Source organism: Sphingobacterium sp. ML3W (assembly GCF_000747525.1).
GTDB lineage: Bacteria > Bacteroidota > Bacteroidia > Sphingobacteriales > Sphingobacteriaceae > Sphingobacterium.
Map to the genome: position 1 here is coordinate 3,637,079 of NZ_CP009278.1, position 22,888 is coordinate 3,659,966.

The 22,888-nt window shown below is 39.5% G+C and carries 22 protein-coding genes; 13 read left to right on the forward strand and 9 right to left on the reverse strand.

From position 1 onward, the window contains the following. Positions 1-278: 278 nt before the first annotated feature. From KO02_RS23830 to KO02_RS23835, 4 genes are all read right to left on the reverse strand, one after another. Complete coding sequence (locus KO02_RS23830; RefSeq protein ID WP_158500303.1) at positions 279-833, reverse strand: hypothetical protein; 555 nt, start codon at positions 831-833, stop codon at positions 279-281. Between the two features lie 358 nt (positions 834-1,191). Further along, positions 1,192-1,857 (reverse strand): response regulator, encoded by a 666-nt coding sequence (locus KO02_RS15525; RefSeq protein WP_038699718.1) that lies wholly within the window; start codon positions 1,855-1,857, stop codon positions 1,192-1,194. 13 nt (positions 1,858-1,870) lie between these two features. Further along, positions 1,871-3,556: an ATP-binding protein gene (locus KO02_RS15530; protein ID WP_038699719.1), complete on the reverse strand. Its 1,686-nt coding sequence runs from the start codon at positions 3,554-3,556 to the stop codon at positions 1,871-1,873. A 112-nt stretch (positions 3,557-3,668) separates the two neighbouring features. Next, positions 3,669-3,809: a hypothetical protein gene (locus KO02_RS23835; protein WP_158500304.1), complete on the reverse strand. Its 141-nt coding sequence runs from the start codon at positions 3,807-3,809 to the stop codon at positions 3,669-3,671. Positions 3,810-4,222: 413 nt separating this feature from the next. On the opposite strand from KO02_RS23835, the gene KO02_RS15535 reads away from it, so the two are divergent. After that, positions 4,223-5,278, forward strand: coding sequence for a hypothetical protein (locus KO02_RS15535; protein ID WP_038699721.1), 1,056 nt, complete (start codon positions 4,223-4,225; stop codon positions 5,276-5,278). 39 nt (positions 5,279-5,317) lie between these two features. On the opposite strand, the gene KO02_RS15540 is transcribed toward KO02_RS15535, so the two are convergent. The 3 genes from KO02_RS15540 to KO02_RS15550 form a co-directional block, all read right to left on the reverse strand. Next, on the reverse strand, positions 5,318-5,704 hold the full coding sequence (locus KO02_RS15540) for a tRNA (5-methylaminomethyl-2-thiouridylate)-methyltransferase (RefSeq protein ID WP_038699723.1): 387 nt from the start codon (positions 5,702-5,704) through the stop codon (positions 5,318-5,320). Positions 5,705-5,814: 110 nt separating this feature from the next. After that, complete coding sequence (gene punC, locus KO02_RS15545) at positions 5,815-7,008, reverse strand: purine nucleoside transporter PunC (protein WP_038699725.1); 1,194 nt, start codon at positions 7,006-7,008, stop codon at positions 5,815-5,817. A gap of 63 nt (positions 7,009-7,071) precedes the next feature. Beyond that, a complete protein-coding gene (locus KO02_RS15550; RefSeq protein WP_038699727.1) occupies positions 7,072-8,259 on the reverse strand; it encodes a hypothetical protein in 1,188 nt (395 codons plus the stop codon). Positions 8,260-8,381: 122 nt separating this feature from the next. Between KO02_RS15550 and KO02_RS15555 the strand changes: the two genes are divergently transcribed. The 4 genes from KO02_RS15555 to KO02_RS15570 all read left to right on the forward strand — a co-directional run bounded on the left by KO02_RS15555 (position 8,382) and on the right by KO02_RS15570 (position 11,991). After that, on the forward strand, positions 8,382-9,557 hold the full coding sequence (locus tag KO02_RS15555; protein ID WP_038694773.1) for an IS4 family transposase: 1,176 nt from the start codon (positions 8,382-8,384) through the stop codon (positions 9,555-9,557). A 351-nt stretch (positions 9,558-9,908) separates the two neighbouring features. After that, the gene (locus KO02_RS15560; protein WP_038699729.1) at positions 9,909-10,292 is read left to right on the forward strand and encodes a hypothetical protein; all 384 of its coding nucleotides are present in this window, start codon (positions 9,909-9,911) and stop codon (positions 10,290-10,292) included. A 138-nt stretch (positions 10,293-10,430) separates the two neighbouring features. Continuing rightward, the gene (locus KO02_RS15565) at positions 10,431-11,027 is read left to right on the forward strand and encodes a hypothetical protein (protein ID WP_038699731.1); all 597 of its coding nucleotides are present in this window, start codon (positions 10,431-10,433) and stop codon (positions 11,025-11,027) included. A gap of 355 nt (positions 11,028-11,382) precedes the next feature. Then, entirely contained in the window at positions 11,383-11,991 is a 609-nt protein-coding gene (locus KO02_RS15570; protein ID WP_038699733.1) for a Crp/Fnr family transcriptional regulator, read from the forward strand. A gap of 75 nt (positions 11,992-12,066) precedes the next feature. On the opposite strand, the gene KO02_RS15575 is transcribed toward KO02_RS15570, so the two are convergent. Then, the gene (locus KO02_RS15575) at positions 12,067-13,635 is read right to left on the reverse strand and encodes a M28 family peptidase (protein ID WP_038699735.1); all 1,569 of its coding nucleotides are present in this window, start codon (positions 13,633-13,635) and stop codon (positions 12,067-12,069) included. A 336-nt stretch (positions 13,636-13,971) separates the two neighbouring features. Between KO02_RS15575 and KO02_RS15580 the strand changes: the two genes are divergently transcribed. The 6 genes from KO02_RS15580 (at position 13,972) to KO02_RS15605 (ending at position 19,127) form a co-directional block, all read left to right on the forward strand. Next, a complete protein-coding gene (locus tag KO02_RS15580) occupies positions 13,972-14,334 on the forward strand; it encodes a VOC family protein (RefSeq protein ID WP_038699737.1) in 363 nt (120 codons plus the stop codon). Positions 14,335-14,472: 138 nt separating this feature from the next. Next, entirely contained in the window at positions 14,473-14,847 is a 375-nt protein-coding gene (locus KO02_RS15585; protein WP_144243344.1) for a hypothetical protein, read from the forward strand. Positions 14,848-15,204: 357 nt separating this feature from the next. Further along, entirely contained in the window at positions 15,205-16,053 is an 849-nt protein-coding gene (locus KO02_RS22905; protein WP_051959977.1) for a FixH family protein, read from the forward strand. A gap of 47 nt (positions 16,054-16,100) precedes the next feature. Next, positions 16,101-16,970, forward strand: coding sequence for an MbnP family protein (locus KO02_RS15595; RefSeq protein ID WP_038702804.1), 870 nt, complete (start codon positions 16,101-16,103; stop codon positions 16,968-16,970). Positions 16,971-16,973: 3 nt separating this feature from the next. Beyond that, positions 16,974-18,038, forward strand: a complete 1,065-nt coding sequence (locus KO02_RS15600) for a cytochrome-c peroxidase (RefSeq protein ID WP_038699741.1) — start codon at positions 16,974-16,976, stop codon at positions 18,036-18,038. Positions 18,039-18,419: 381 nt separating this feature from the next. Continuing rightward, positions 18,420-19,127, forward strand: coding sequence for a transporter (locus KO02_RS15605; protein WP_235212272.1), 708 nt, complete (start codon positions 18,420-18,422; stop codon positions 19,125-19,127). A gap of 755 nt (positions 19,128-19,882) precedes the next feature. Here the strand turns inward: KO02_RS15605 and KO02_RS15610 are convergent. Continuing rightward, positions 19,883-20,530 carry a helix-turn-helix transcriptional regulator gene (locus KO02_RS15610; protein ID WP_038699746.1) on the reverse strand — a complete coding sequence of 216 codons (648 nt, stop codon included), beginning with the start codon at positions 20,528-20,530 and terminating at the stop codon, positions 19,883-19,885. Positions 20,531-20,610: 80 nt separating this feature from the next. Here KO02_RS15610 and KO02_RS15615 point away from each other — a divergent pair, with 80 nt between their 5' ends. Next, positions 20,611-20,817: a hypothetical protein gene (locus KO02_RS15615; protein WP_038699748.1), complete on the forward strand. Its 207-nt coding sequence runs from the start codon at positions 20,611-20,613 to the stop codon at positions 20,815-20,817. A gap of 66 nt (positions 20,818-20,883) precedes the next feature. Then, the gene (locus KO02_RS15620) at positions 20,884-22,887 is read left to right on the forward strand and encodes an integrase catalytic domain-containing protein (RefSeq protein WP_200878559.1); all 2,004 of its coding nucleotides are present in this window, start codon (positions 20,884-20,886) and stop codon (positions 22,885-22,887) included. Position 22,888 lies beyond the last annotated feature (1 nt).

Sequence of the window (22,888 nt, forward strand, 5' to 3'; positions counted from 1 at the left end):
ATTCACATTAGTAGGTAGATGGGGATATTTACACCGTTTTTAAGCAAAGCCATTTTATCATAAGAAATGGCTCAGGTTGAAAGCACATTAACAAAACCCTAGTGGTTTATCAAGAAAATGGTTAGGTTACAAAGCGCGTAATCCTAACCATTTTCGTTTTTAATGACCACAACTGAAGTAACGGTCATTGCCAGCAAGATAGGGCAGCATGCACTATAAACAATAAGGGGTTCTTTTTCTCAAAAGAACCCCTTATTGTTTTATTAAACTTGTACGGTTTAGTTCACTAGCTTGTTCAATTTTTCCTCTTCTTCCAAAAGTTGCTCTTCCAATTTTTTAATTTTGGCTTCCATTTTTTCAAGTTTAGCTACCTTTTTCTCAATTTTTGCTTTTTCTTTTTCAATCTGAACATCAGTAAGCGCATTTTTACTTATCTTTTTTTCAAGATTAACGTTCATTTCTTGTAACGTGTTGCGCTCTTTTTGCAATTTCGCACTATATTTTCGAAGCGGTTTTTCGGTCTTCATGATTGCATTTTGCAATTTCAAAGCTTTTACACGAGCTTTTTCAACTTTCGCTGCTTCCTTCGCTGCTGCTTTAGCTAATTTAGCCTCTTCCTTCGCTGCTTTCGCAGCTGCTTTAGCAGCCTCTATTTTCGCCTTTGCCGCTTTAGCTTCAGCTTTTGCCAACTCTTTCGACATTGCTCTCTTACTTTTCAAAGTTGGTTCAGCAAGCACTTGTGTGGTTTTGTCAACAGGCTCACTTGCTGTTTGAGCAGCAACAAATTGACAACTCAGCATGAATGCTGCTATTAAGACCATTGGTATCCTCATATCTCTATTTCTTCAAATTTGCACAAACATAGGGATTAAGTCTGATAGAAAAACTAACTGTAACAAATAACAAGTATTCACTTGTCAACTTAACATGAAACAGCGTTCACCCAAGCCCAATACAGAGCAACATTAAAAAAAAATATCCTCTATTCAGGGGAATAGAGGATGGAGGGTATTTGTACTAACCTTTTATTGTCCCTATAGAACTAGCAACAACATTTTCTGTACATGAAAGTTAAATAATAAAAAACTGAATTCCAAGTGTTTAATATTTTTCATTCCACTAATCTTCCCAAGATATATCCATCTAAAAATGAAAATATCCTATTGGAGAGAAAAACGAATAGCGTTACGACTAGATGATCCCGATATCCTTTGAGTACGCAATCAATTGCTCGTTTTTCGAAAACTCCAAAACCTCTTTCATCAGGTTAAGTCGTTTTTCCACACTGCTTAATCCCGATGGTCTAATTTCTTTTTGCAGCAAATAGAATGGAATATCCTTTTGACGGATTCCCTGCGACAATAACGCGATAATATGAATATCAAGGTTACTGAATTCATGTGAGTTTTTTTCTCGGATAGATTGCTTGATTTCTGGAGATTGATAGGTTTTATCTTGACATGCCGCTTGTAGTGCCTCTTTCAGATATTGGGCATCACGCCTAGCCTTCCGCACATAACCATCAATAGCACGCGTTTTAAATAATTCATCGATGACAGCACTACGACTTTCTGCCGACAGTACGATTACCTTCAAATTTGGCTGGATCGCTTTGACTTCTTTTATCAGCTCGATACCACCCGCTATACGTTGCGGATTATGGTCCACTTCAAAAGTGAGGTCCGTGATCAACAAATCGTAGCGTTCACCATCTCTTTGCGCATTTTTAATCCAGGTCAATGCATCATCACAATAGTAGACGTATTTCGCATTTTGGATACCGAGTTCGTGGAGTGTCTTTTGAACTGAAATATTTGCAATTTCATGATCTTCGGCTATGAGTACTTTTTTAAACATATAGTATGATCTTTTAAAGAATCGGAATCGAAACTTCGACTTTAAGTCCTTTCCCCTCCTTACTTACAAAGGTAATCTTGCCATCTAAACCAGCAATACGGTTTCCCGTACTAGTTAGGCCGTTACCGCGGACCAGTGATTCTGACAGGCCCACCCCATTGTCGCTGTAGTAAATGTTTAGATGTGAGGGTGCCCAATCAAAGCGAATGACCACATCACTCGCCTGGCTATGCTTTCGCATATTGACCATCAGCTCTTGCAATACATGATGGATTTCGTATTTCGTATGCGAATTTACCGTTTTCCAATATTCCGGATCATTACCTGCAATGATCACTTTCCTGTTTTCTGTAACAAAAGACTTCAGCAAATCGGTCACCTGTTTATGATAATCCAGTTGTGTTTGGGTAGTTTCTTCCACTTCATAAGAAATATCACGCGACTTCTCGTACATGATTTCCAGACGATCCAGAATTCCATCGCGATCAATATCATCCCTATTTTCGATTTCGGTCATCACGCGGTAAAGACCATTGGCCACTACATCATGTATTTTACGGGATGTCCGCAGCTGACTCGCTTTGATCTTACCATCCGCTTCCAATTCAAGACGTTGCTTTCTTCTTTTGAACCAGACCGCACCACCTACAATGGCTAAGATAAACAAGACCGACACTGCTCCAGTCCACATACGTTGACGAGTAATCCGGAAAGCCTTCTCCGCATTATCTTTTTGTAAACTCAGGTTATCCGCCTTATTTTTCTCCACCTCATAACGGATCAACGCAAATTGATTTTTAGCTGCACTACGGGCTAATTGCACACTATCCTTAAGATCATTATAGGTTTCAAAATAAGGTTTTACAGCTTCACTTGGGCTTAGGTTAATCAGCTTTTGAAGGGCCTTTATCTGATCATCAGGACTCGCTATTGCCCTAGCGACCGCATATCTCTTTTTCGCATAAAATAGCGCAGAGTCAGGTTGCTTTTCTGTATAATATTCACAGATCATGTATAAGCTAGCATTCTGCCCCCACATATCATTTTCTTGTTCCCGTATTTTTAAGGCTAACAAGAATTCGCTAATGGCGTTATAATTTGGATCCTGCAACCATTTTACTTTTGCCAGATTGGACAATACCCGTGCGTACTCAACTTGGCCTTTATGTGTGCGATTGATGATATCATCGTATATCTCCCGCGCTTTTTCCAGCTCATTATTAGTGACATAGGTCATCGCTAGATTATTGCGGTAGACCAAGGTATTCTGAGGATTGTCCGAATATTTGATGGCCGACTCATAAAACTTAATAGCTTGTTTATATTCACGAAGATAACCTGTGGCATTCCCCAGATTATTGAAGTTCATACTCAGAAAACGATGATAATCCTTATTCTGTTTATTCAGGTAGGCATCTGCTTCCAATGACGTTTCTTGCGCTCCAAAATAATCTCCCTGATCGATTTGGATAATGGCCATATTGATCAGACATTTAGCCACAAACAGGCTATCACCCGCTTCTGAAAAAACCTGCTTTGCTTTTCCAAAGTAGAAGAAAGCACTATCCGATTTTGCTGCTTCCAAATATTCAAAAGCCTTATCATACGAAGGGTTGTCAATTGGTTTTTCCTTTTGAATAGCTTCTTTCTCACAAGAAAGAAATATGATCAATAATATGTATACGCTGAAGCCTTTCAATAAGAGTTGTATTTTGTTCGAAAATATCGAATTTTAATCTTAAAAACAACCCTTCCTCCCAAAACAGAATAAGACAACCGAAGTTGTCTTATTCTAATCATTATATAGGCAATTACTTACCTGGTTGAACGTGTCCCTTATCACCGCCACCACTCTTTTCAGGATCGCTGTTCGTCTGCATGACAGTTTGGTCATTATTTGTATGTGAATCTGAAGGATTACCAAATAAAAGTGCTAAAATGAAATACCACATTTTTCAAAAAATTAAAAGTCAAAAACCTGGTAGGCCCACGTGCTTCATGCTCGGGGTTACTACAATGTTTTCAGAAGGCCTTCTGAATTTTTTGGGAAGTGTGAACTTCAATCGCGGGAGACAAGAACTGCTTCCCAAACCGGTTTTGACGACCGCGATATCCATTCTTTTCGAAACCTGTTCCGTACCTGTCCTTGCAAGAACTTATCGTTAGAACCATGATTTCGAAATCAAATTTATAGCACATAAACAGCTAATCCTCAGGGTATTCCAGTATTTCCAACTATTCCATAACTATTCCAGAAATTCCTATAGAATTCCGATTATTCCGGACAATAAGGGGACATTTTTGAGGGATTCATTTTACGGTTTTCCGTAAAATACGGTGCGACCGTTGGGTTAATTTTGTAGTAATGTTTGAGTTTGAAGAATTTAAAAAAGAGGTTATAAATACCTATCGGGAAAAGCTTTCCCAGCATGTGCTAGATACTAAACTGGAGAATCCAACACCTGGAAACTTGAGAAATTTCAGTCTTAAACTGTTTGCAAATGGACTATCAAGAGAAGACATCCAAGTATTCAGCGATTTTTTTGATCCAACCAATAGATATAGCGACCTAGAGACTGGCATTCGTCGATTTGAGCTCGACAAACTTAAACCCCTGAAAAATTTTATGACAGAAAAAACAACCAATCCCGATGAGGGTATTGTTAAACTGTTAGCGATACTTATTCAGTTCGCACCAAGGCCATTTATCAAATGGCGAGAATTGCGGAATTCTAAAAAAATAAATTATCAAAAGTACGATAGCGAGCAAGAAGCTGACGCCATTCCGCTACAACCTGTTGCAGAAGAGCCGGAAAACATTGAAAAAGTAATATTGGAAAATGGAATTATGGATGGAATTGAGGAGCGGAATCATATTATTCCGGAAGAAAGAAAACTCCTTATCGACTTGCAACAGGAGCTGATTGCTGCCAATAAGTTCAATAAGGAGTTGTATGAGCAGGTCCCTTGGGAAAGGACCGTAGCGGGAAAACCGCCATCGGAAAATCAAACTATAAATAATAATGCAGTAGCGCAGGCCACAGCTTTCAATCTCGTATCGTGTCTATTAGGAGGTGCAATTTTTATGCTCTTACTATTTGCCATCCTCTATTTATTGATCCCGAAATACTGCACCTGTTGGGTCGAAGTACAATATGTAGCGATTGAATGTCAACAATACGAACAACCCATAAAAATGATTGCCTTTAACAGGCTCGGTCATTTCAAAACAGATACCTCAACAGATTACATAACAGCACATGACACCGAACGAGCTGAACAGGATAAAGATGGCACCAAGCCTTTCGAACCAACTGTTTACAAGGCCATACATGAGCCAGGTTCAATAAGAGCAGTTGCCAAGTATATTATTGTGCTATATGCAGGAGAACAGCATATGGCGAGCAGAAAAGTGGAGTAAAAGGGTTTCTAAGATGCCTTCATTGATGCTAATTCCAGATTAGTTTTCTATTAATTTCGCCATTTTTGCCAGTGAGAAAGCGGAAATTGCCATCACAAGATCACGTACCGCCACATCAACAAAACTAAAACTCGCCAAAAGGCTCAATGCGATAGCAGTAAGCCACGCAGCCACAGCATACCCACCAATAGCCGGACGCCTCAAAACGAGTATCCCCGCTATGATTTCGATAACGCCAACCACCATCATGAAGGTATGCGCAGAAAAGGGCAATATCTGGACCAGAACGGGATTGAGATACTGCTCCCAATTGGTCAATATATTGGTAAATTTATCAAAGCCCGCAACAATGGGCACAATTCCCAAAGTAATCCTCAGTAAGGAAAATATAGCTTTAATTCCTCGTTGTAAACTGATCGTTTCCATCTCGTTATATTTAATTTACATAAATCAATATCGATTTATACAAGATTAGAGTTGGGCTACGATGAAAAGGTTACAGCATATGACAAAAAAGAATGCGTACAGAGATTAAGCTAGCTATTCGACTCCTTACCTTTGAGCGTCAATCGGTGTGCGATATATACAAAAGGAACAGTAGCAGCCATGACAATAGTAGTTGCCAACAAGGCATTTTTAGAAAAAATAGATACAATGGCACTCGCTATAAAGCAGATACCGAGTTGGATGGTGTTTTGCAATGCCGCAGCTTTCCCCAAGTTGTTGGGAAAAACACTGAGCGCCTTTGCCACCACTATGGGATAACAAGCACCATTGGCAAGCGCCATGATACAAAAGGGAATCAAAAGTATGGTCAAGGTAGGCGTCATCGTTATACTGATTATATAAATCGCAATCAGTGATATCGAATATAAGAACAGTAAATAAGGCATCAATCTTTTTCCTTCCACACGGTTAGAGAGTGATCTATAACCATATCCCCCTGCCATAAAAGCGATTGTCTGCGGGATAAAACTCAATCCGATCTGACTCTCATCATAACCCAATTCTTTGAGAAAGAAAGGAGACCCGGTTAACCAGGCAAAAAACGAACCCGAACAGAAAGCGTATATCAACACATTGCCCACATAATATTTAGACCCTAAGAGAGAGAAGTAAGAGCGATTTGTCTTCACCAGATCTTTTGGTTTCTCTACAGTACCTGATGATTGGCTACGCATTAGCGTAAAGGTATATACCATCAGCAGGATTGCTAAAATCGCTAGGGTGATAAATATCGATCTCCAACCAAAATGCTTGAGCAGATACACGCCAAGCAAAGGCGCCAATGCCGGCGATAAAGCCACCATAGGCATGATTGTGGCAAAGATCCGATTGGTCTGAGCAGCAGGATAACGTTCTACAACCAGAGCTTGCCAACTCACAGCAGCAGCACATACCCCTATGGCCTGTACCAGGCGCAACGATAATAATAACGAAACTTGATGTGTAAAAAATATACTCAAAGAAGCGAGTGTAAAGATTGTCAATCCCATGAGTATCGTTTTAGGTTTACCTACACGATCAGAAATTGGCCCCCACACCAATTGAGCAAGTGCATATCCTGCCAAAAAAACACTTAAACTTGCACTTATACTGCTTTTATCGGTCGAGAAATCCATGCGCATCACATCAAATGCCGGCAGATACATATCTGTCGCAAAAAAACCAATGATGCTCAATCCGACCAAGTATACCAAAAACAAAAAACTATTCTTCTTATCCGCCATGACGATTCCCTAAATTTGTGCAAAGGTAATCAATAGGATTTTAATAGCGTTCGAGCCCCACAACTATTCAATTCTGCCAAAATCATCCCCCAACTGCTCTACATCAAGTTTCTTCAGCTCTGCCAATCTGCAAAAGTTTTCATAATTGTCAAACATCCGGCGGCTTATGATGAGCATATAATTTAGTTGATTAACCTTCATCACCTCCAGCAATACATTTACGACATTTCCATGTAGTATTAAAACATCAACTTTTTGTAGTTTTTTAGGACTTTTAAGCTTATTTCCATGTGCTTTCTTGAGCATAATCTTTTTCCGTTCCAAGGTGGCATAAAGCATATTTAAATGGTAATTATTGGAGATTTTAATCACCCATGGATTATCGAATACGGCATTATCAATATCGTGCAGTACCCATTTTTCACCATTCGCAAAATAAGCATAGGTAATGATTTTAGTTCTTTCAAAAGCAACAGCTTTCCAGAGCGGTATTTGCCCTTCCAAGTGCCATTTCTCGTCGTTCAAAAGCATTTGAAAATAATCAAACAAATATTCCACATCTCCAGACGCTCGCCATAACTTAAGCAATTCATGATTTTCATCAATAGACGGGTGTAACTTCGATTTCGCTAATTTTTCACCCAAATCCCCTGCTATGAAAGCCTCTTCTACCTTAAGATCTGCTGCAATGGGTTTATCAAACACATCCTCTTCCTCCACAGACACTTCGGCAACAGCCTGCTTCTCCATAACCTCTTCCTCCAATGGTTCAGCTACGCTTGTTTGTAGCAATACAGGTGCTTTAGAAATATGGAACAATCGTATTTGGGGTTTGTAATAAAGCGTAATAATATAGAGCAATGACGGAATGAAAAAGAACCAAAAGTCACTGTTAAAATAATGCTCGGTGAAGACCGATTGATGGTTGCGTTGTGCTAACAAAAAATCGACGACAAACAAGTGAATAAACACAACCACAGCTGTACTAAGTAGTACAAAAATCAACATTTTGATATATTCTTTTTGTTTCCCGTACCAAGAATCAGCCTTGTTTAGCTGTTTGTATATCCCTTGCACAAGAAACAAATAAGCGTACAGCAGTCCAATAGTGCCGATGACCATCTTTACAAACATCGGTTTTTCCAAACGATCGATAAGGTCATCCCAAGCACTGCCTAGATTAATCAAAAGGGCAAACAGTATAATACCAGCAAGACTATAAATCCGCTTCACTAACTCATTTTTAATCATGGAGAAAATAATTTATTCAAATTACAAATTGGTTCAGTAGCGTCCTAAACGTTGAAAAAAGTGGCGGTGTTTTGCTATAGCAAAGTTGCTATATTTAAATCGTCAAATTTTAACACACCGCCATGGTAAATTTAAACGTTTTTAGTCAGATTTTATCACTTATCGACCGCGAATTATTCAAGGTTTTGGTTGCTAAGCACAAGAGTGACAAACATTGTAAAGGGATCAACAGCTGGACGCATCTTGCTAGCATGTTGTTTTGCCATTTTTCTTCTGCAGATTCAGTTCGTGATATCAGTAATGGCTTACGTAGTACGACTGGTAATTTGAACCATTTAGGTGTTGGTAGAGCACCCAGCAAGTCCAATATTTCCTATATCAACAAGCACCGCACCCATGAACTCTTTAAAGATCTGTACTTTTCGCTATTAGATAAGCTATGGCAAAAGGATACCCATTTGCGCAAAGATCTAACGCAATTAAAGCGCAAGGTTTATCTGATGGATGCCAGTATCATCCCTTTATGTTTATCTGTATTTGACTGGGCTAAATTTAGAAGCACCAAAGGTGCTGTAAAACTGCACACTGTGCTGGATTATGATGGATGTCTTCCTGTTTTCATGCAGATTACAGACGGGAAAGTTCATGAAAGCCAGCGTGCGGGTAGCTATAGTTTTTCCAAAGGAAGCGTTGTAGTGGTGGATAGAGGTTATGTGGATTACAACTGGCTCGGGGATTTGGACAGCAGAGGTTGTTATTTTGTTACCAGGAGTAAAACTAACATGAAGTACAACGTTATCAAGTCATACCAGAGTGAAGCACTCCTTGAAAAGGGAATCATTAAAGATGAGATCATTGAGCTTTCTGGTCCATCAGCAGATAGATACAACTCTAAACCATTACGCTTGATTCACTTTTGGGACAGCAGCACAGACAACCAGTACCACTTTCTGACAAATAATATCCAATGGAAGGCATCACTAGTAGCTAACATTTATAAACAGCGATGGCAGATCGAGATTTTCTTCAAGCATCTGAAGCAACGCTTAAAAATATCATCTTTTGTGGGTACTTCTGAAAATGCGGTCATGATCCAAATATGGACTTCGTTGATTGGAATATTACTGCTCAAATACCTTCAGAAGAAGGCTAAATACGATTGGAATCTGTCTAACTTGGTCGGGTTTATCAGGATGAATATATTCGTGAAAATAAATATATGGCAATGGATAGATGATCCTTTTATCAGGCCACCAGTTAAGGGTAAAAATGGACAGCTACAGATATTCTCAGACTAAAAAATAGGGTCAAAATTGAAATTATCTAAAAATAGATACTGTTTCAAGGGAAACACGCGCCTAAAATTTATTTAGGACGGAAGTGAAATTGGTTCTTTACGATTTTACAAATCAATATAAAATCGATTATAAAAATATAAAATCATTTTACATAAACAAAACTATTTCCTACAGTATAATTAAATATTTTAAAAACGGCGTATTTTTAACATCCTAAGCGATGTACACGATGTACATTTCGGAAAATAAATAGCAAAAAAGTGTACATTATCGAAAATACCTGTACAATGCTCTTGTTTCGACTTCAAAATGTTCCGATTTTTATAACTGTATTAATTATAAAAATAAAATATGAAAAAAATTCTTAACAATGAGGGAGTCGGCTTATTTCAGGAGGAAATGTTCCAACTTACTTTATCAGAACAACAATTTCTGATTACGCAAATCCGCCTTGATTTCGCCCTATTCATGGCGACCCATTTTGATTTACATAAAAATCAAATCATCCAGATCAGCAGTATGTCCGACTCCTTTAAATCGATGCTTGCTGAGGGCATTGCTACGACTTGGGAATCTGGTCAACCTATCAACTTTTATAAAGAGACCCTGGCCGTAGACGATGTACCCGATGCAAAAGATATCATCATGTCCGATCCCAATTCACCACTTATGATGATGAGCTCGGTCAATCCAATTCCACTACCGCTTATGGTTCTCATCCGATATCGTCCTTAACCCAATATTAATCTTGTAAATCAAAATAAACTTAATAAATTATGAACAACTTAAATCAATCGCGTTTCTATCTTTTAAACGCTAAACCTAAACTACATCACAAAATCATACAAGATCGATCAGTAAAAAGCAATGATCATGAAAGAACATAAGGAAAACCTGATCAAGCATTATATAAAGACAAAGCTCAACTTAATGCCTGATCGCGAGCAATTATTGTTTGAGCGTATAGCTCCCATGTTCACGATCCAATCGGCCCTAAAACTCCAAGATTTGGAATCACCGGGCCCAGCCAGTGAAGGGCGCGTTTGGTATTCTGCGCAAGCTATGGTTCACGGCTATTACTACAGCAAGAAAAAAGATGCTATTTATGGGACACAGATCTGGAAGAAAAAAGAAGCTATCCTATTTGCATCGAGCCTGTTGAACGGCACCGATCGGACTAATTATGTACAGATGCTCGAAGACGGGATCGTCACTTCGATTAGCTATCCGGATATGCTGACCATTCGCAGTGAATTTCCAGAAGTATCTGCCGATATCGAACAGACCATCCTTCAGAATGAGCAAGCCCATCAGCATCGGATCCAGTTGCTCAATGAGCCCTCTTTAGATCGCATCATGAGGTTTGAGAAGGAAAACCCACTGTTCTGCAGCATTACCAACCTCGACATCAAGGCGATGCACGTAGGTCTAAAAAGAAAAAGATACGGTTACATCAGGCGACAGGTTTAACTCCACATCAACTCTTTTACGGTACAGCTGTAAAAGAGTTGATGTTTAACTATTCAATTATGATCATCATATTCAGCTCCATACCTGCATCCAGCACACGGGCGAATCCTTAAACCATCTTTTTCAGCACCATATCCACCTCATTAATCATCACCAAAAATCAATAAAAGTGTACATTATAACAATTTATCAAAAAAAAGTAACCATTTTTCAGATTTCAATGGCCCCTAAAGTCATTTAAACCCAGATTTTTAAAATAAGTGTCCTATATCATTAAAAAAAGTGACTTTCGTCACTTTTTTTTCACGGGCTATGCATTATCTTTCTGAAAACCATTTTATTATTAATCCTCACTATGAACGATTTAAAACAAAAATTACTTTTAAGCTATCTACAGTCGAAACTTCTGGTTCCAGCAGCAAAGCAACCGGACCTGATGGAACGAGCCGTTCAGATAACTCGTATTCAAAAAGCGCTCAAAAATCAGGTACTAGAATCTCCAGGACCAGCAGCAGAAGGTCGCGCCTGGCTATCTGTCAATGCTATGGTACACAGCTATTATTTTAATGAAAAAACGCAAAGCAATATCGGTACCTACATATGGGAAAAGAACGAGCCCATTATCTTCAATAACAGCCTTTTTCAAGATATGCCGCGCAATCATACGATTCAGATGATTGAAGCTGGACCTGTACTTTCCATGTCCTACCAAGACCTCCTTGACCTGCGCAATGCATTTCCAGAAATAGCACAGCATATGGAAGAATTGAGCATCCAGAAAGAGCAAAGTTATCAAGACCGTATCATCCTGCTCAATGCACCTACACAAGAGCGTATTATCCACTTTGAAGCAGATAATCCATTATTTAGTCAAGTAGCCAATTCGACCATCAAAGCCATGCATCTGGGCATCTGCAGACAAACCTACGACAGGGCTAAAAAGCAGATCAAGAACCAAAAATAACCATAAAGACAATCCCTATCTACCTATCTACCTGATTGTCCACCTAAATGCCCAATGTCCACCTCATATTCCGCGCTATTTTTCCACCTTTTTATCCACCACAGGTTTGGTCGCAGCATTCGCCAACTCCCATGCCGTATAGAAGATCAACTGTGCTCTTTTGCAGAGGATATCAAAATCTATCTTTTCAATTTCATCGCTAGGCTTATGATAGTCTGCATGAAATCCACTAAAATAAAAGGTAACCGGTATACCTCGCTTCGCAAAATTGTAATGATCAGATCGGTAATACAATTGAAAAGGATCGTTACGCACATTATACCGTTCATCCAGTTCAAGCTTTGAATAAGTGGTATTGGTTTCTTTCACTATCCGATCCAGATCCGTACTCAGTCGATCCGCGCCGATGATGTAAATATAATTATGATCAGGATGCGGCAAAGTATCCGTCCGTCCGATCATATCCACATTTAGATTGGCTATGATCTTATCGAGCGGCACCACCGGATGGTCCACGTACCAGGATGAGCCCAACAATCCCTTTTCTTCGCCAGTAGTCGCCATAAAGAGGATACTACGTTTAGGTCCCTTCCCCGCCTTAGCGGCCTGTGCAAACGCATCCGCCATAAGCAACACTCCAGTAGTACCAGACCCATTATCGTCAGCACCATTATTGATGCTATCACCTTCGGTATAATGATTTACCCCCAGGTGATCATAATGCGCACTCAGCAACAGCACCTCATTTTTCAATACTGGATCGGATCCTTCCAAAAAACCCAATACATTGGCAGTATGCACCGTTTCCACTGCTCGAGAAGCCGTAGCCGCAAAGTCGGTTTTAAAGACAAAAGGATAGGGCATGTTGGTTTCCGTCAGTTTTTCCCGGACAGCAGCAAGATCGGTATGAGCAGATTTCAAGAGCGCATCCGCCACTTTTTGGCCGATATAGATCAGCGGCATCCCTTGTGCCATCGCTTGCACTGCCGCTAATTCAGGCGAGCCCTGCAACAGCATCTGCTCGTTCGAAAGGTGTTGCATAAGACCATCCGACTTATTATCCACCACCGGTTCCACCATCAAGACCGCTTTAGCCTTATGAAAAGACAAGTATTTAATTTTATCCTGAAAAGAGAAAGCTGCATCTCGCGGTCCAGACCCGAGCAACATGACCACCTTACCCGTTATAGCTTGATCCTGAAAATCGTTGTACGATTCCAAACCGTCATCAATAACCCCATAACCAGCAAAGAGTATACTATCCGTTTTCAGCTGAAAACCAGTCATAGAAACCGATGCGGGCATATTAAAAAAATCGACCACCGGTTTAAATGCAGCCCCTTGAACCCATAAAGATTCAGCTAATGGGATGCGCCTGGCTTCCACTTCCTGCCTATATCCCCCATTTACCAGCCCCTTTAGCCCTACTTTATGGTAATAATCGGATATATATTGGGCCGCTTTATCACCACCTTCAGTTCCAGCCTCCCTACCCCGCCATGCGTCAGCGGACAGTACAGTAAGATGTGCCCTGGCATTGCTGCTATTGATAACTTGAGCATAGCCTAGCGCATCCTTGTTTTGCGCAAAAGATGCTGTACAGAACAGTAAAAAAGGCAAGAGTAAAAATTGTATTTTTTTCATATCAATTATTGAAAGGTTATTCCTTGAAATTATTGGCAACAATCACATCAAAGCGATAAGTACACATAAGTAGGTTCCCACTTTTAGGTAGTTCCCTAATGAATAATTGATAAATTTTGACAATGCCATACTAAACTTTCCGGGTAGATCGTACACAAGACTAAAGAATTACGCATAGCAACCTGTATATAATACAGGTTGCTACTAATTCAACCGCATCAGTTATGACAGATTTTTTATAATTAGCAAGCTAAAAATGAGCATGAATATTTTTCAAGTTCAACCCAACTTAAGTCGTACAAATTTATTTAAGTTTGTATCTATAATCTAAAGGCTATGACAAATACGACCACACAAAATAAACTGAAACACGAACAGATCCAATACATCGAATTTCTATCGAAGGATCTTCAAGAGATCAAAAAATTCTATACGGCTAGTTTCGATTGGAACTTCACTGATTTCGGACCAGACTACACGGCCTTTGAAGGCGACTATATCGATGGTGGATTTACAACAGGTACACCCGCAAAAGGAAGCATACTGATTGTTCTTTATTCAAAGGATATCGAATCGACCTTGAAAAAGGTAATTAATGCCGGTGGTATCATCGCGCAGGATATTTTCAGTTTCCCCGGAGGTAAACGGTTTCAATTTATCGATCCAGATGGTAATGAATTGGCCGTTTGGTCTGAATAAAACCGTACCACCAGCATGAACCGTGCGGGTCGTTCAATGGGACTCGCCTGTATATGTTCCGAAATGCAGTATCATCTGCACGAAAATCAAAACTGGAATCAGTTTTAGGGCAGTATATTTGTACAAAAATTAACTGACTTGAAACAATTGACCATATGCATACTTTTACTGACGTTCTTATTTCAGACGTTCAGCAAGATTGGTATGCTCGTCGATTACAAGCTCAATACAATAGCATACGCTAAATTCTGTCTCAATAAAGACAAACCACTCATGCACTGTAACGGTCAGTGCGTACTGATGCAGAAATTAAAGAAACAGGCTGAAAAGGAAACGAAACAAGCACCTGTAAATCTAGACCAACTTGCCTATATCCATCCTATGGATATCTTCGACTTCAAAAAAAACAAATACAATCCGCAGATCCGTGTTCCAAAATACGATTTGAAAGATAATATGTACACCTTTCAATTTGCAGAAACCATCTTTCATCCCCCACTCTACACCGCTTAATGGCATAAGTCAACTGAAGAAATCTGTCCAATAAGTTTTTTCATTTTTCACGAATCATATAGAACTGCACACGCTATCAGGAGCGCCAAAAACAACCCTAAAGCGTATACAGACACGCGCTGTATGCTCATTTATTGAGCTAGGAATATCCGATGCGTGGCATATTGCGCATGCCGAACATCTGCTGTTTGTGGTAGTACATTTCAGGGTAAATCTGATGCTGACCTACACCATGCGCGTGTGCACAAAAATCAATGTGAAGCTTATGAAAAATAGTGCTAGCCCAGCGCAAGATTTCGTCAGTAACCGAGTCGTGGATAATCTCTAAAAATTATATAAACACATATTTTATTAAAAATGAAAACAATTACACGAAGTATAACAGTAGCTGCTAAGCACTTGTATCTAATACCGCTAGTCTTATCCATGTACAGTTGCAACCATACAACGAAACAAACAATAGCAATAACTGACATGAGCAGTTCAGATTCAACCGTAGATCTATCCCACATGATACAGCTCGCGGATACGTTATATGACAGTAAAAAAATATCACTCTGGGCCTCCGATAGCCTATCAAATAAGTTCGAATCCCTATACCTTAAATATGAAAATGATAAAACGAAATCGGCTGCCTCATTAGATTATCAAATCGTGATGGATATGGGAATGATGTCACATCCGGGACCATCTTACCCACTAGTGAATTTAGGAAATGGAGTCTACCGTGCTGATGTGGTCTTTAACATGGCGAATATAAAAGATATGGGAAAGGGGTGGCTATTCAAGACCATTGTAAAAGAGGAAGACAAAACAGACACATTAATATTTTCATTACCAGTACACCAAGACTCCTTTACGCGTACCCTACTTACTAAAACAAAGCGTAATGACCAGCTATTTGTATCGTGCTTACTTCCTCAGGAAGTTAAAGTAGGGAAACAGACCATAGCCTTTGTCTTGAGTAAAAAGGATAAAGAAATCTTGTCCAATGTCGATGACTATACAGTAGCGATCGAACCTTTTATGCCCGCGATGAAACATGGTTCTTCAGAAAATGAACATGCAAAAAGCATTGGAAACGGAAAGTATTCAGGGATGATCCATTTTTCTATGCCTGGAGAATGGATCGTTAAAGTGAAGCTTATGAAAGATAAGGAAACCCTATCGGAGGATACCCTCATTTATACCGTCAAAGTAAAGTAACACCCTATAAAAATTATATAAACACTAATTATATTAAAATGAAAACGATGAAAACAGAAGTACGTAGCAAAATCGCACGCGCAGCAATGCTGATCCTCCTCCTATCCTTATTTTACGCATGTAGCAAGACTGAAGCTCCCTTACCAGACCAAGAAAAAGTAGGGCAATTCTCTATCGAATTTGACAATATCGTAGGTGAAGAGACTTTAGCTTTGGAATCAAGGGTATATAAAAATGCAAAAGGAGAACCTTTCAGGATCAAACTATTACAATATTTCATCAGTAATATCAAAGTGTATAAAACGGATGGAAGTAGCTATACCGTACCCCAAGATTCGAGTTATTTTTTAGTGAATGCTGCAGATCGGACAACACGATTTACAAAAGTAAACGTGCCTGAAGGAGATTACAGTAAAATCGAATTTGTGATCGGTGTAGACAGCCTTAGAAATACCATGCCCGTAGAAAAGAGAACCGGTGTACTTTCCTTCGATGCAGAGGAAGGACATGGAGGTGGCATGTACTGGGGCTGGAACAGTGGCTACATCTTTTTCAAAATGGAAGGCTACTGTGATCTCATTTCGGATGATCAACAAGGAGATCCTACGGGAAATAAACAGTTCAAATACCATATCGGTGGATTTGGTGGTTACAGTGCCCCTACGATCAACAATATCAAAACGGTTACTGTAGACCTTAAAAACGCAGGCACAGCACAAGTGAGAGCCGGATTACGCAGTAATGTCCACCTATTTGTCGATATCATGAAAGCGTTCAATGGTCCCCATACTTTTAGTATCGTAGCGCACCCCAATGTTATGTTCAGTGATTACAGCGTCAATATTGCCAATAATTTTCCGAGTTTATTTACGCATGATCATACTGAAAATTTTGTAAAGAGTGAAGAAGAGCTATAGAGGATGAAAAAAACAGCAGTGATTATTGGACTTTTAGTCTTGGTTTGGGCATGCAAAAAAGGAGAAGAATCGCTTCCAGAATTGTTCACAGGATTCGTGAAGCCGAGCAATTTTCCAGAGCCAGTGTATAATTTCGCAAGAAACACGATCACAAAAGATGGATTTGAATTGGGCAAACGCCTATTCTTTGAGCCTAGGCTATCGCGCAATAATACCATCGCCTGTGGAAGCTGTCATATTCAATCTTCGGCTTTCACCCATCATAGTCATGATGTGAGCCATGGTATTGACGACCGTCTCGGCATACGCAATCCCATGCCCATCATGAATATGGCTTGGCAACAAGAGTTCTTTTGGGATGGTGGAGTATTCGACCTCGATCTGACAGCAGTAAATGCCATAACCAACCCGGTAGAAATGGATGAAACCGTTCCAAATGTGCTCAAAAAATTACGCGCACATCCGGATTACCCGGCGCTATTCAAAAAAGCATTTGGGACCGCCGAAATCACAGATGCGCGCTTTTTTAAAGCACTCTCGCAATACATGTTAATGGCTGTAAGCAGCAATTCAAAATACGATCATGTCATGCGCAAAGAGGAAGGCTATTCATTTACAGATCAGGAGCAAAAGGGCTATCTCTTCTTTCAGAAAAACTGTTCATCCTGCCATAGCGAACCGTTATTTACGGACAGGAGCTACCGCAATAATGGACTTTCCCCTAATCGTGCGCATGACACAGGTAGAGATTCTGTAACCTTGAATGCTGCAGACAGATACAAATTTAAGGTACCCAGTCTTCGGAATCTATCGTATACCGCACCCTATATGCACGATGGTCGTTTCTTGACCCTCAATCGCGTGGTCGAGCACTACCGCGATGGCATGGTAGACTCTCCGACCTTAGACCCCATCTTTAGGCGTGCTGACGGTTCGCTGGGTATAAGCATGACCGATGAGGAAAAGAATAACCTGATCAGCTTCCTCAAAACATTGGATGACCGGGATTTTGTAACCAATAAACTATTGGCCGAACCCGAAATAGGATCAGGATTTGTCATGAACTAACTAACTAACTAACTAACTAACTAACTAACTAACTAACTAACTAACTAACTAACTAACTAACTAACTAACTAACTAACTAACTAACTAACTAACTAACTATGCACACTATAAAAATAGATACAAATGAATAATAACAATCGAATGGGAAAATATATGCGATACATCTTATTGACACTATTGGCCTGCGGTATCGCGATACCCTTTTCAAAAGCATGTGACATCTGTGGATGTGGAGTAGGAAGCTATTATATAGGTATCCTCCCCGATTTCAACAAGCGATTCGTCGGTCTTCGCTACCAGCATAAATCCCTCCTCTCCCACCTTGGACCAACCGGCAATCGCACACCACTTACGGCTGATGAAACCTATCAAAGCATGGAGATGTGGGGAGCCTGGAACATCGGGCAGCGTTGGCGGGTAATGGCCATTCTCCCCTATAACTTCAATGCCCGTAGCATTAAAGGCAGTGGAGAGCAGGGCGAAAAAAATGGATTGGGAGATGTCGTAGCCATGGGGTACTTCAAAATATTCGAAGAAGCAACCAGCACCTCATCCAATAAAATGTTGGTCCATTCGCTCTGGCTAGGTGCAGGCATAAAAGCCCCTACAGGCAAATACGACGCAAGTGAACGCAGCAATACCGCGCAAGACGCTCCCAATAATTTTCAATTGGGGACAGCCAGTACGGATTTTATGGTCAATCTGGCTTATGATGTCAGATTAATGGATGTCGGCTTGAACGTCAATGCCACCTATAAAATGAATACAGAAAACAAGTACGATTACCGATATGCCAATAAATTTACGACCAATGCCCTCGCTTATTACAAGTTCAATATCCAGACCAAAGTCCGTATTGCACCCAATGCTGGCCTAATCTATGAAACCCAAAGTAAGGATGTGGTCTATGGAAAATATGATGTGGCACAATCTGGCGGGCACTCCACTACAGGCGTTATAGGGGTAGAAGTCAACCTTGGGAAAATATCCTTTGGTGGCAACTACCAATCACCGCTCGACCAGAACCTTGCAGACGGTCGCGTACAAGCAGGAGACAGGTTTCTCACCCATGTATCCTATAGCTTCTAACAAGCTTATTTAACTTGCACAATCATCATCGCGCTATCCTTAAATACAGAATAGCGCGTGATGATTTCAGGACAGCAACACATCTATCCTATTGGCTCCTTATTGCATCTTCCTAAACTCTTCAGGTGTATGCCCATATTTTTTCTTGAAGAAGGTTATAAAATAAGATACATTTTCAAATTATAGGGGGTATAACAAAACGTATTAAAATAGAAAACGGCAAAAACGGTTAAAATCAATGTTAATGATATTAAAAACGGCGTTTTCCTACAAAACGCCAGCCGTAGGCTGTAAAAACAGATCGTATCTAACCTACCATCTACTACCATTTCATTACCATTTATAACGGCGCTTTACTACCATTACATACGCATACTACCATTTAGGTACTAAAAACCCTTTAAAACGGCTTAAATAACCTTTAAAAAGCTTATTGTTACTATCAATCCTTTCTAATATTGCCAGTATTCCCAACGGATCACTGGCTTTTTTGTTTATGCCTACAAAAGTCTGTTTTAACAAAAAAATGTGTTTAGGGTTATGATTAGGGTTACACTTAGGGTTACAAATAATGTTGAATAATTGCTTGAGTTTGGTTGTCTGTTTACATAAATAGAACAGTTTTACATTAAAAATGCCGTGAGTTAGGTGGTCTTATTACATTGATTTTTACATATAACACTCTAATTGATTGATTATCAATACTGATATAAAGTCGTAATATTAATATACTGTTTATGAGTACAATTCGTTCCTTAATCTAAGCTTATACAGCCAACTACTAGTGCAATATTTTGTATATCACTCAATGGGACTTCGAAATCAATGTAATCTTTGTTGTCAGATCTACAAATAACTTGATCTGGGTTATTGCTAGGTAATAGTCTTTTTATCATTGCGCCCTGACTCTTGCTATCTATGATATAAACCTTGTTCCATTGAATGAACAAACGTTCCCGGACAAATCTACACGCTACTACATCTCCTGAATTGTATCTTGGATACATAGATGATCCACGGACATACATAAGAAAATCAACACCCTTATCATCAAATAAAGGAACACTATAACGTTCATCTATTGTATCAAAATTTAGAGAGTATCCATTGTTGAGTGCGGCACCAGCGAAGGCTTCTACAGGAATTAATGGTATTCCATTTTTTGAAGAAATCGCTCTGTTTTTAGTATTGGAGTCTTTAAGAATATTTCCTTGTCCAGTAAGTAACCACTCAGCGTTTACGTCTGGTATTATCGATAATATATTTTCTATTGCGGTTGAATTTAAAGGTGTTTCCTTGGCTTTACCTCTAAAAGAAGCTGACGTCATACCTATTTGTGTATAGAACTTTTCTTTAGCAATCCCTTTTAATTCAACAACTTGTATAACTCTGTCTTTTATCATCGTAAATATATTTACTAATTCACTTGTTTTATCGAAAATTTATTTTCTATATTTGTGTTATATCAAACACACATTAAGCAATGAACAAACTTAGAAAAAAACCACAGAATTACAATGATGACGCAGTGAAAGAGTTGATGATCAAGTATGGGTTTAAGCGTAATTATATACTGATGTCTATTCGAGGTGAACGCGTTGGGACTGTCCCTGTCAAAATCCAAGATGAGTATTTGCAAATGGATCGTGCTTCTAAAGCTGCAATCCAAAAGAAAATTAATGAATTATAAATGGCAACAAAATTCCCGAAAGCGTAATCCAGCCATCGCCGTTGGACGGGAACTAAACAAAAAGTAATGATGATGCAAATAAAATCTTATCAATACTATAACAATACACTCTGCATACCTGCAAGTCTTCTTTATGAGGACTGGGGACTTATAAGTTATACAAATTACAAACAGAAATGCTTTAAAAGTCAACTTATTCGTGTTCGTGAAGGCAGAGGAAAGGGCAATGAAGCATTATTGAGTTACCATGATCTTCCACAGGAGTATAAAATGGCATGCAAGAAAAATTTAGGTGATTATAAAGAGGTTGTCGTAGTGAATCATCTTGAACCTCATATTTTACCCGATGTGAAAGCAATTGATTTTTTCGCAACACACCGCTATCCAGATGGTAGAAAACTAGATGATAAGATCAAGATTGAACGGGCTACCAACTGCTGTATTTTAAACGCTATTAAAACTCTTTTAACTGACCCAAAACAGTCGACTAAGGCTTTTGGCCCTAAAAAAAGTAAAATCTGGGATAATATTTCAGATGCTGTGAATAAACTGAATGAAGGGAAAGATGAGAAAAAGTGGTTTTACAATTTACCGACTTCACCTGCACGACTTCGAAGCCGTTATAACCGTTATCTGAAAGAAGGCTATTCTTCTTTTGTGCATGCCGGTGAAGGTAATGTCAATACGATCAAAATCAAAGGGGAAATAGCTGACTATATTCTTGCGGTCTATTCACTTCCAAATAAATTCAGTGTACCTGAGTTGCTGGACATGTACCGTATGGAAATGGACAATAATGGCTGGCCTTCTTTGAGTGAAGGTGCTATTAAAATGTTTTTGGATAAGCCTGAGAATGTTAGAATATGGACTTTATCACGTGATGGTAAAGATATCTATGACAAGAAATTCAAACATACAGTATCTAAAGACAAAACACGCTGGTTTCCGAATGTGTATTGGGCTATTGATGGTACCAAACTGGATCTTACTTACTATGATCCGGAAAGCTCTACAAAGATGAGTGCTTACAAGCGTATCGATGTTGTATTTGATGTGCACAGTGAGAAAATAATCGGCTGGAGTCTATCGGAAACAGAATCGCATGTGGATCACTTCACTGCTATTAAAATGGCAGTACAAACAGCTGGGTACAGACCTTATCTATTGACCTATGATCAGCAGTCCGGACACAAATCTGCTAAGATGCAGGAACTGTATAGCAGAGTAATTGCAGATGATGGTGGTACCCATTACCCTCACCGTGCATACGGACACGGTAATCCAGCAGATAAACTACACGGCATGCTACAAACTGAAGTAACAACCAAGTTATGGAACTCGGATGGTCAAGGTATAAGAACCAAGAAAGACAGTTCTCATCGTAACATGGAATATCTACAACAGATAAAAGATAGCCTTCCGACTAAGGACGCTGCCATCAAACAATGGGAAGCTATAGTGCGCACCTGGAATGAAGGAAAACATTCAACACTCCTTGTTGAGCGTAATAAGCTTTATCAGGAAGAAATGCCGGTGTCTGAAGAAATCCAATTGGAAGATATCATGAAGTATATCTGGATCGAAGAGAAAAAACGCCCTGTTACCTATCGTGCACATGGTCTTGAACTGACGATCGACAAAAAAGACTACCTATTTGAAGTGTACGATGATGAAGGTAATATCGATATCGAATTCAGACGTAAAAATGTCGGTGCAAAATTTATCGTTCGATACGATCCGGGTAGCCTGGATACATTTATCCAATTGCTTCAAACGAATCAGGCTGGTGAAAAATTCCTTGTAGCCTATGCAGAACCAAAACGAAAATTCGATCCTGTTCCAGCAACGATGCGCGACGGTGAGAAAGTGATATGGCAAAAAGATTTTGACGTACGTGATAAGGAATACGAACGTGACCTGAAAGCTGTAGCTGCACTGCAACGTCGGACAGGTATCACTCCAGAGCGCATGTCCGCTGACCAAGAGTTACACATCAAAATGCATGGTAGAGTTAAGAAATCTATCAGTATGGATGTGGATAGAAAGAAATCATTATTAACCGAAATATAAA